At 32.3% G+C, this 12,029-nt stretch carries 5 protein-coding genes; all 5 read right to left on the bottom strand.

The features are described 5' to 3' along the window. Window positions 1-15 precede the first annotated feature (15 nt). Complete coding sequence (locus Q4Q47_RS14935; protein ID WP_303307435.1) at window positions 16-2,928, bottom strand: SusC/RagA family TonB-linked outer membrane protein; 2,913 nt, start codon at window positions 2,926-2,928, stop codon at window positions 16-18. 193 nt (window positions 2,929-3,121) lie between these two features. Beyond that, a complete protein-coding gene (locus Q4Q47_RS14930) occupies window positions 3,122-7,300 on the bottom strand; it encodes a hybrid sensor histidine kinase/response regulator (RefSeq protein WP_303307434.1) in 4,179 nt (1,392 codons plus the stop codon). Window positions 7,301-7,404: 104 nt separating this feature from the next. Next, the gene (locus Q4Q47_RS14925) at window positions 7,405-8,271 is read right to left on the bottom strand and encodes an alpha/beta hydrolase (protein ID WP_303307433.1); all 867 of its coding nucleotides are present in this window, start codon (window positions 8,269-8,271) and stop codon (window positions 7,405-7,407) included. A 622-nt stretch (window positions 8,272-8,893) separates the two neighbouring features. Continuing rightward, window positions 8,894-10,519, bottom strand: a complete 1,626-nt coding sequence (locus Q4Q47_RS14920) for a beta-N-acetylhexosaminidase (protein ID WP_303307432.1) — start codon at window positions 10,517-10,519, stop codon at window positions 8,894-8,896. Window positions 10,520-10,612: 93 nt separating this feature from the next. After that, window positions 10,613-11,884, bottom strand: coding sequence for a glycoside hydrolase family 172 protein (locus Q4Q47_RS14915; RefSeq protein WP_303307431.1), 1,272 nt, complete (start codon window positions 11,882-11,884; stop codon window positions 10,613-10,615). Window positions 11,885-12,029 lie beyond the last annotated feature (145 nt).

Below are 12,029 nucleotides of genomic sequence, written 5' to 3'. Positions count from 1 at the left end.
AAATATTTTCATTGATTAAAGACCTATATTAATTCCTAACGTGTATGTTTTTTGTAAAGGAATATTGCGGTTATTGGTTAACTCTGGATCTAGCCCATTAAATTTGGTGATTGTAAATAAATTACGTCCAGTAAAATATAATCTAACACGATCTAGCCCTATTTTATCCATGATGTTTGTAGGAAGGTTATATGAAAGTGTTATATCTTTTAGCCTCCAATAATCTGCCTTTTCAAAAATCGTTACGCCATTAATATTAGCATCAATATGGTTAGCCCAATAACTATTTGTAGGGTTATCTGGTGTCCACCAATTTTTATTAGTGGTATTTCTACGAACTTCTCCCCAAACCAGATCTGAAAGTAATGTATTGGCCTTAGTAACCCCAAAAGCACCCTGTGAAACAATATTTAAAGTAATATTTTTATAAGAAAATGTCATGTTTAATCCCGCTATGTACTTAGGATCCAACTGTCCAATGACTACTCTATCTTTATCTGTATCTATAGCTCCATCACCGTTCTGATCTACAATTTTTGCGTATCCTGGTTGAGCACTTGGTTGAGCCGAATTTGCAATATCATCTCCAACTTGATACACGCCGTCAAATTGATAGCCATAATTTACGCGTATAGGTTTACCTATAAACCATTCATTCAAAACATCATCTTCTCCATTTCCATAAAGATCCACAATTTCATTTTTATTATAAGTAAGATTACTACCAATATTCCATCTAAAATTATCAGTCTTTACTACATCGGCAAATAAAGAAAAATCTATTCCAAAATTTTCGGTTTTACCTATATTCTGCGTTATCGTATTAATTCCATGAATTGGAGAGATTTGTCTTTCCAATAAAAGATCTTCTGTTTCAGATTTATATACATCTATACTACCGCGAAATCTATTATTAAATAAACCATAATCTACAGCTATGTTATATGATGTTGTCGATTCCCAACCTAAAGATGGGTTACCAAGCTTTGAAGGCGTATATCCAGGAGCCGTATTGCTACCATTAAGATATGATAATTCTGAAAGTCTTGATAACGTCTCATAAGGCCCTACTGCCTGGTTTCCATTCTTCCCATAAGACAGCCTAAGCTTTAAAGTATTAAATTTAGAATCTTCCATAAAGGCTTCATTATGGATATTCCATCCTATTGCCGCTGAATAAAAATTACCCCATTTGGTATCACTACCAAATCCGGAAAAACCGTCTCGCCTTCCTGTTAAGGTTAATAAATAACGGCTATCAAAACTATAGTTTAACCTTAACATAGAAGAAATAATACTAAACTCTTCTGCATCTCTTGTCGAAACTGCTAAACTTGCTATATTAGGCTGATACCAAGTAAGTACATCATTTGGAAACCCTTGTGACTCAACCTGATCTCTCTCTATTTCATTATTTTGATAACTGTATAATGCCGTTGCGAACAAGTTATGTTTTCCAATTTCGCGGTTGTAATTTATAATATTTTCTATAAGAACATTGGTTGTTAATATGTCTTGAGTTTCTGCAGACCCTTGACTTTCCAATCCAATTTTAGTGTTTCTACCATAATAAGTCGCTCTATTGCGATTGGTATATTCTACCCCAGAATTAAATTTATATGACAAGCCTGGAATAAAAGGAAAATCAATATTAATATAATTACTGGTAAATACTTTAGAAGTTACATCATTATTCGCTGCAAGTGTAGGTTGTAAAGGATTCCCAAAGAATACTTCTTCAGGCCATGGATATATGGTGAAATCGCCATTTTCGTCACGTAAAGATGTTAATGGGTTCATATAAAATGCTCCAGCATCACCTCCCCAGTTGCTAGGAAGACCACTTCTATCTCCATGTGAAAGTTGTGTATTTGTACCAAGTGTTAACCAATCTGTTATGTCTGATTCCAGATTGACACGAAGAGATGACCGTTTATAAGAGTCATTAACTGCAACACCTTCTACGTTCAAATAACTTCCTGACACATAATAGTTCATGTTTTCTCCACCACCAGAAACGGATAATGTATGCTGTTGCTTATACCCCGTTCCAAGAGCTTCATTTAACCAATTTGTACCACCTCCACTTTGAAAAAGCGCTTCTTCGGAATCTGATATTGTACCTGGCTCTCTAATGTTTTTAAAGGCATAGAATTCTGATGGTGTTAAAAGATCAGGTAGATTAGCTACCTCTTCAATACCATAAAAGCCATCATAACTAATCTTTGTTTTTCCTTTTTTTCCTTTCTTAGACGTAATTAATATGACCCCATTAGCACCTCGTGATCCATAAATTGCAGCAGATGAGGCATCTTTTAATATCTCAATAGACTGAATATCTGTTGGGTTTATATCAGATATACTTCCACTATATGGCACACCATCTAAAACCACTAAAGGAGAATTACTGGCAGAAATAGAATTCCTCCCCCGAATAATAATACTAACATCATTTCCTTCAGCATTTGCTGAATTATTTACTATGGAAACACCCGGAACAGATCCTTGTAAAGCTTGTGTAAAATTGGTATTGGGCACCTGCTCTAATCGATCTTTTGATACTGACGCCACAGAACCGGTAACATCACTTTTCTTTTGCGTTCCATATCCTACAACTACTATCTCATCTAAAGCAGCTGCATTTTGTTGTAGTTGAATTTCAATCCGTGTTTGAGTTCCAATAGCAATTTCTAACGTTGTATATCCAATATATGATACCACCAAAATAGCATCGGAATTAGCAACATTAAGAGAAAAATTTCCGTCAAAATCTGAACTTGCCCCATTACTAGTCCCCTTCTCTATGATACTTGCCCCCGGTAAAGGCTGTCCGTCTTCTGCCGATTTAACTACACCAGTAATATTTACTTGCGCAAACACTGTTACTGTAGTTAATAATAGCAAAATTAAAATTGTAAATTTTTTCATAAAATTGATTTTTGTTTGTATTAAAATTAGTTTTTAGAGTTAATTGTATTCCAAAGTTATTCTAATACTAAAAAAACAGTAAAGGCTTATGTTACGATAAAGAGGGTAAATGTTACATGCCTAGTATTTAAAGGGGTTAATAGCCCTTTTTAGTAACCTATAACACTTATTATTGAAAGAAAATTTCTCTAAACTATTTGTTACCTGATTTAGATTCTTTAATATATTGAGAAGGGTTTACGCCAAATAATTTTTTAAAAGACGTTCTAAAATATGTAGCATCATTAAATCCTGTAAGATATCTTACTTCCTTAATACTATAGCTATCAGATTCTAATAATTGTATTGCTTTTTTTAATCTTACGTTTTTAATAAAATCTACAGCTGTAACATTTGCAATGCTTTTTATTTTTCTGTAAAAATGTACTCTACTTAATCCTAAATGATTGCTCAGGTTCTCAACAGAAAGTTCAGGATTATCTAGATTCTCTTCTATATATTTTACAGCTTTCGTTAATAAAACCTCATCTGTTGAGTTTAAGCCTAGTTCTTTTGGCTGTATAACACTATTTCTAAATAAATGCTCTTGTACTAACTTACGCTGGTGTAATAAACTTTTAACCCGCATTGAAAGGTATTTTGTGCTAAAAGGTTTTTTAACATAATCATCGGCACCGGTTTCCATACCTTCGTACTTAAATGTAACCGATGTTCTGGCAGTTAACAATATAACTGGAATATGACAGGTTCTTTTATCTGTTTTTAGCATCCTACATAATTCCAGACCATCCATTTCCGGCATCATGATATCACTAATTACAATATCTGGAATATTTTCTAAAATTTTATTCCACCCTTCTTTTCCATTGTAAGCCGTTCTAACTTTAAAATCATCTTTAAATAAATCACATATTAAATTAGAAATAGACTTGTTATCCTCTACAACTAACAAAGCAGGTGTATCTTTTCCCAAGCTTAAGATCTCATCAAATTTTCTGCTTTCAGATTCAACTTGGTAGTCATATAATTCAGATTTTAGCAACTCCGTTTTATACAATGATTGTTCATTACCTTTAGCATGCTCTCTTTTTATTGGCTTACTTTCTAGATCTATATTGCCTTGTGGTATTTCTATAGTAAAAATCGTTTTTCCTGCTGTTGTGTCTGTAGGCATTTTACTAAACACCGTAATAGTTCCTTGATGTAGTTTTACCATTCTTTTAGTCAACTCAAGCCCTATACCGCTACTATTAACTCCTAATTGTGTATCGTTTTCCGATTGGTAAAATCGATCAAAAATACTTTTAGTATATTTTTCAGGAATACCTTTACCATTATCTTCTACTTCAATTTTAACAAAAGGCCTAACATCACCTAACTCATCTTTTTTGCTTAATTCTTCTAGTCTCACCTCCACGCTTCCATGGGATGAAATTGCTTTAAATGCATTAGATAATAAGTTATAAATAATTATTTCCATCTTTACCCTGTCAAAGCAAAAACTAATATGAGGTTTTGAAGGTTTATAACTAAAATCCATTCCTTTAATTTTCGCCATTTCTCTAAAAGGAAGTGTTGTTTCTTTTATGAATTTAGAAATATTGCCTTCGGCAATTTCTAATTTTACATGACCCGTTTCAAATTTTCGAAGATCTAAAAGCTGATTAATAAGCAATAACATCTTTCTACTATTATTTTGAATAATTCTAATTTTTTTATTAAACTTTAAATTATTCTTAGTCTCATCCATTAACTTTTCCAGAGGCGTCAGTATTAAAGTAAGTGGTGTACGCAATTCATGTGAAACATCTGTAAAAAACTTAACTTTTCTTTCATGAAGTTCGTGCTCCTTTTCTTTACTAAGTTTTTCTAATGCCAATATGTTTTTTAATTGAAACCACTTATTTGTATAATATATAGCAAAGATTAAAGCCAAAATACTTACAAATACATATAATAAATATGCCCACCAGGAGCGCCAAGGTGGAGGTAAAATAGTAATTGCAATTTTAGTATAATCATCTCCCCATTGATTTAGATTGTCTGAGGCCTTTATTCTAAGCTCATAACTCCCCTCGTGCAAACGTGTATAAGTTAACGTACGTTCTTTTCCAGCTATAACCCAATCATCATCAATACCTTCTAATTGATACGAATAGTATAAATTATTGGGATTAATAAATTGCAACCCAGCATAGGTAAACGAAAACGGTTGCTGATCATATTTTAGTGTGATATTTGATGCTTTAGTAATATCTGTTACTAGTGGTGATTTTTTATCACCAGGCTTAATGGTCTCATAGTTTATTTTAAAATCGGTAAAAATAACTGAAGGCCTCGAAGATGTATCAAGAATTTGACTGGGGTAAAACGTGTTATATCCCTTTACCCCTCCAAAATACATCATTCCAAAACGATCTTTAAATGAAGACCTGTATGAAAACAGATTTCCTTGTAATCCATCTTTTTTATTAAAATTATTTACTTTAACAAGCTCAATGGAATCTTTAAGATAATTTAAAGTGAGTTTAGACAACCCTTTATTTGTACTTATCCAAATATTAGATTTTTTATCTTGCTCTATAGCATAAACAATGTTTCCTGGTAATCCATCCGCTCGTGTATAAAATTGAATGCTGTGTTTATCTTTGTTAATACTTATCAATCCGTCTCCTTCTGTGCCTATCCATAAATAGTTATGATCGTCACTAAATAGCACATTATTAATACTAGGGTTTAGTTTTCTCTGTAATTGTTTAAAGGCATCAGAACGATTAAAATTTAATTTATCCGGAAGTAAAAAGTCTATTCCTGCTTCAGTACCGATCCATAGTCCTCCATTTTTTTCTTGTAACAAATGATTTATATTATCTGAAATAATACCAGATTCAGAATCATTAGATTTAAAAACTTGAAATGTATTTTTAGAAATATCAAACTTATTTAAACCACCTCCGTTGGTTCCAATCCATAAAATTCCAGAATCATGTAAAATAGAATGAATTTGATCATAAGAAAGAGAATTAGGATCTAAAGGGTTATTAGTAAAATTAGTAAATGTATGTGTTTCTTTATCAAACTTACTAAGCCCGCCATTGGTTCCTAGCCATAGGTATTGATTATTGGACTCTGCAATCGCTTTGATATTATCTAAAGCCTCATAATGATCTGGAAAATTGGAGTAAGACTTTATAACACCATTTCCTTCATTATACCTGTTAATACCACTACCTTCTGTACCAATCCATAAAACACCTCCTTTATCTTTATACAAAAAAGAAATCTTATCTGATGATAGGCTATTAGAATTTATAAAATCCCTTTTAATATGCTTAAATTTTGAATTTTCGGGATGATAATAATTAACTCCACCTGCATAGGTAGCCAACCAAATCCCTCCAGCATTATCTTCAAAAATATCTTTTATTGAATTATCACTAATCGAATTTTGATCTATTGATTTATGCAAAAAGTTTGTAACACGATTCTTTTCATGATTTAAGACACTTAAACCATCTCGAGTTCCAAGCCATATATCTCCCTTCTTTGATTCAAAAATCGATCTTACCCTATCATTAACCAAAGAGTTTTCATTATTGTTATCATTCCGTAAATAATTAATGATTCTTTGGCTTTTTATATTTAATACCTGCAAGCCTGCATTTTCGGTTGCAAGTGCTAGCTCTCCATTATCTAATTCATAAATTTTATTAATTGAGATTATTGTTTCTGTATGTTTTGTATTAATTAATTTATAAGGAGAGAGGCGTTTGTTTTTTATAATAAAAAGCCCTTCTTCCGCTCCTATCCAAATAGTGTTTTCTTTATCGACATATAAGCATTTAGGCTTAATAGTAGAAAGATCGTGGTAAGATTCTAATTTTGGATTCGCATTTTTGATATCAAAAGTTCTACACTTAACCAAAGATGCTAAGCTTAAAAGCCAAATACTCTTATTGGAATCTTCAATAATATCTATAAAATAGTCATTTGTAAAATCCAATGCATTGTTTTTAATTTCTAGCCTAGTGAAACTATCAAAATTTTTGTTATAGCGGTTTACACCACTTTTAGTAGCTACCCATAAATTATGATTACTATCTTTAAAAACTTTATTAATATGATTATTGCTTATAGAATTTTCATCTTCTGTGTTGCGATAATATGTTTTTACTTCGTAGCCATCATAACGATTTAGCCCATACCGAGTAGCAAACCACATAAAACCTAAAGAATCTTGGCTTATAGATAAAACAGAATTACTGGAAAGTCCATTATTATCATCAATATAATCAAACTTAATATCACTATTTTGAGAATATACCGATATGGATAGTAAATAAAATAATACGTATTTTAAGACTTTTAACATTTAATCTAATTAAAATATCTGCTATGTAAATATAAGGTTGTATATCCATATATAATAACACATAACAAGTTTTATATTAGATGCGCTATACCTTGATTTAGTATTTAATCTGTAATTATTTTTCTTAACCATTTTTCGGCCAAGACTGGCCAGGTTTCGGCTGCAATATTCCCAGAGCGCAGCCCATATCCATGTCCACCGGCAGGAAGTACGTGTAGTTCTACCGAAGCTTTAGCATCCCTTAATGCCCGTGCCATGACTAAGGCACTATTTCCATAGGGATCATCTATTGTTCCAAAAATAAACATTGGCGGTGTATTATTATCTACCAATAATTCTGAAGTGAGTGTTCTATCTTCTCCTTCATCTAAATATGCAGGGTAAATTAATAGCGAAAAATCTGGACGGGAAGATATGTTATCAAAGCTGTCGATATTGGGATACATGTTTTTAGAATATAATGTACTGGCTCTTGCCGTTAAACTTCCTCCCGCAGAAAATCCAATAACTCCAATTTTATTAGTGCTCAAATGCCATGTTTTGGCTTTGCCTCTTATTATTCTAATCGCTCTTTGAATATCGTATAAAGCGGCTTCTCGCTTATCTGGAACACTATATTGTAATACAAAAGCGGTAAACCCTAATGTATTTAGCCATTCTGCAACTTCATACCCTTCTTTATCTATTGCTAATATCTTATATCCGCCACCTGGGCACACAATGACTCCAATCCCATTACTAATAGAATCTTTTGGTTTAAATACAGTTAAAGTAGGATTTGTTACATCTGTTAACCTAACAACATGACCTGTTGTATCCGGAGTTTGAACCGCGTCATGTTTTATTTTATTTTTCCCTGATACTTTATCCGGCCATAAATAAACAATCTCATTGGTTTGCGAACTAGCTATTAAAGAAAACAAAAATATTAACATAAACGTGTTTACAAATTTTATAGTTCTATTATTCATCTTTTAATAATTAATTTAAAATACTTTCTAGATAGTTCTTTCTTTTTAAATATTTAATGCACACTCTTCGTAGAATTTGTAATACCGCTTCCCACAAAAAAATGATATCAAGCGAATTAAATCGAAATTATATGAAAACAAAAACCCCACAGTTCCTATCGAACTGTGGGGTAATGAATTGAATTGAAAATATTCAAGTGAGCCCTGAAGGATTCGAACTATTTTCTTTATCTCTCTTATCTATTGACCTATAATTCTTTTCAAAAGAATTGGTGACATAATAGTGAAATATCAATTTTTCATTACCAATATCTAATATAAATTATTTTTAAATATTATCTACAATTAGAAATCTCAAAAATAGAAAAGAGAAATAAGTCTCGTTTAGTAGAGCGTACAGAAAAAATGTCGAATCAATTATTAATTTCAGAGTTGGGTAAATTTGATTCATTAAGACAAAACCTAACAATTGGTTTAGATGTCAAAACTAAATAATTTTAAGAATTCAAGTCCGCATCGAGTAGAGCATAATAGTAGACAATAAAAAACCCACAACCTCAGAAGGTCATGAATTCGACTTGTGGTTCTGTCCTTTAATCTTAGTTCGTTACTATTTTGAAATCTAAAATTTAATCACTTGATAATTAATACCTAATGAACTCCAATATTTTTGCAATTTTTTCAAAGCTATTTTAAAACTTTCAAAATCCTTTTTTTCCAGCTTTGTCCACCCCACTTCTGCGTATGCGGCTATTCTTGGGAATGTTTGACGTTCAACATCAGGATTTGTAGGTGTCCATTCACTCCACATTTGGCAACCAGATCCGTATATGTTTTTATGATATTGCTCGTCCAATCCTTTAGGGATTGGATTAAATTTATAAGCTTTCTCTAAACTTATATCATTATAATTATAATCTAAATACGTATGGGTATGAATAGAATTAACGATACCGTATCCTTTTTCAGCAGCTTCAGTAGCGAGTTTCAAATTACCTTTCCAAAAGTGTACCACTACATTTTTAGCCAATTCGGTTTCGGCTGCTTTATCATGTTTCTTTTCTTTAAATCCTTCATGAATGTTAACCCCCATAATTTCATTCCACCCCATCATTCTACGTCCATTTCGTTCTATAAATTTAGAAATTTTATTAGTAAAATCTATCTGCAAATCTGCTGGTGTTTTTATACCATTTTCTTTCATGTATTTTTGAACAGGTTTTGATTCCTCCCAAACTTTATAACCCACTTCATCACCTCCAATATGAATCACTTCGGAAGGAAATATTTCAAAAATTTCTAATAATACATCCTTAATAAATTGGATAACTTCTGGTTTGGTCACATCATAATTATCATATAATCTTCCAAATTTCACGGGTACATCTATATCAACACCTGCGGTACCTAACCAGGTATAAGCGGCTATGGCAGCACTGGAGTGACCAGGCATTTCAAATTCTGGAACTACCGTAATATTTCTTTCAGATGCATAGGCAACAATATCTTTAATCTGCTGTTGAGTATAAAAACCTCCATGTGGTTCTCCAGAAGTTTTACCACTACCCCACCATTCAATTTCTGTATCCTTACGGAATGCTCCAATTTCTGTTAACAACGGATATTTTTTTATTTCTATTCGCCACCCAGCATCATCAACTAAATGCCAATGAAATACGTTCATCTTTAGCAATGCCATTTGATCCAACATTTGCTTTACAAATTCCTCGCCATGAAAATAACGTGACTCATCCAACATATATGCTCGCCATTTAAATCGTGGTGCATCCGTAATTGACAGCGATGGGACTAACCATTTTGTTTTTTTAGTTTCATCTGAAACTTCTTTTGACAATAACTGATGAATCGATTGTACTCCGTAAAAGTACCCTGCTGCATCACTTGCTTTAACAGTTATTTGTTTAGGTGTGACATCCAATTGATAGGCTTCTGGCTGTAGTCCATCCATTTTTTCGAAGACTATAGAAGCACCTTGATTTTCTTTTAATTCTAACTGGTAGCCCGCTGTTTTATTAATAAGACCTATAAGGTAATTAGCTGCTGTTTTTTGTTCTTCAGAGTTTATGTGAATCTGAAGACCTTCTTTAAAAGCAAAAGATTCCTCGGCTAAAACAAGTTTAACAGGCCTGGGAATTATTGAAATTTCCGATTCTACAAATGTTTTATTTTTTTCTGAGCAACTACTTAATAATAAGATTAGAATAAACGAATATAAATAATAACGCATAGTAAATTGATTTTGAAAGTATAATGCTTGTACTGGATGCAAATCAATAAGTGATCTTAAACTAAGATTACATAATTAGCATTTAATATCTTTTTATTTTAATTTATCAAATACTTTTTCCTTAATATGCTTAACTCTTAAATCTACAGAAGGTAAAGTAGGAAGATTAGATGATGGCTTGTCTAAATAAAAATAAGCGGTAGCTGATACATCATCACTTCTATAAAAATTTGTAGATGATGCACCAGGGAATTCCTCACTCTCTAATGCGGGAGGATTTTCCATATCTAAATACCGCTTAGCAGCATCATAACCATCCTTTTCGACATAAGACCACACAGGTGTTATGTCTGCACCATTTTTATTTAATCTTATAATTCCTCCTTTTCTTGAATTCCCAATTTGTTGAATAGTTACACGACAATCATTATGAAAGTAAACAGGGTCGTAGGTATGAAAACGATAAAAGGTATATATATCATGTTTTCTATTAGATACTGTACTTCCTTGAATTCTATTGGCATATTCTCCTTGTCCCCAACCAGTGCCAATATAATCTTCGGTTCCTGTGCCCACTAACGTAGGATACTTAGTATCGCCGTCTAGAAAGATTTTTGCTTCTCCTTCTCCAAACCAAGTTCCTTTATATTTTTCACTGCCAATAACACCAATATTAGTTCCTAAATATCGTCCTCTTCCCTCTATTTTAGGTAAGATTGCATAATCAACCCCCTTAACAGTGGCTGTATCTCTATTCCAATAGGCGTGAAAATATAAAGCGTTATCATCCAATTTTGGAATTTTAACCATATTGATCTTATAATAGAACATGATAAACTTGTCAGACTCATTTACAATTTCAACCTTAGCGGCTTTACGAAATGGCATAGGTATTGCACAGTTAAATGAACGTCCTTCTGGCATGGCAAAGAATTTATTTTCAAAAGTGCTTGTTAAGCCTAAGCCGACACCAAAAAAATCAGTAAATGGGACAGACACAGCTGGTTTTTCCTCACCATCCCAATACATATTAATGCTTAATTTTCGTCGATCTTCTTCTACCCATTGTATTGAGTTTGCCGACCATATTTTTGTAATAATACCAGCACCATTATAATCCAAAATTACCGTTTTATCACCTGGCCCAATCATTGTAAATGCATCTCCCTTAGCACCTTTATTGGTCATTCCTCCTTTGCCTTTTTCTCCCTTTTTGTTTTCTGAACTATACCAACGAGTTTCCACACCATCTGGTGCAGCTTTATAATATTCTTGAATGTCTGAAAGTAAAAAAGTATTGTCCTTCTTCGAGCTATTACAACTCATTATCAATACAGTTACTAATAATATTAAATTGTTTTTCATCTGTTTATATTTATTGTTTTTTTAATTGCCATGCATCGTTTACATAATTAACTTTCTGCATGATTAACGTTTTTAGTTATGAATGTTTCAAATGAAAACAGAACGATAAATGATAAAACACCTTTATAAAATCTCATCTATATTT

The sequence above is a fragment of the Flavivirga spongiicola genome (assembly GCF_030540825.1).
Classification (GTDB): domain Bacteria; phylum Bacteroidota; class Bacteroidia; order Flavobacteriales; family Flavobacteriaceae; genus Flavivirga; species Flavivirga spongiicola.
Note: the sequence above shows the minus strand (reverse complement) of the source record. Positions and strands in the feature narration are given on the sequence as shown.

Excerpts from the sequence above, each read along its gene's own strand:
- Q4Q47_RS14935 (WP_303307435.1), bottom strand. The coding sequence starts at position 2,928 with ATGAAAAAATTTACAATTTTAATTTTGCTATTATTAACTACAGTAACA.
- Q4Q47_RS14930 (WP_303307434.1), bottom strand. The coding sequence starts at position 7,300 with ATGTTAAAAGTCTTAAAATACGTATTATTTTATTTACTATCCATATCG.
- Q4Q47_RS14925 (WP_303307433.1), bottom strand. The coding sequence starts at position 8,271 with ATGAATAATAGAACTATAAAATTTGTAAACACGTTTATGTTAATATTT.
- Q4Q47_RS14920 (WP_303307432.1), bottom strand. The coding sequence starts at position 10,519 with ATGCGTTATTATTTATATTCGTTTATTCTAATCTTATTATTAAGTAGT.
- Q4Q47_RS14915 (WP_303307431.1), bottom strand. The coding sequence starts at position 11,884 with ATGAAAAACAATTTAATATTATTAGTAACTGTATTGATAATGAGTTGT.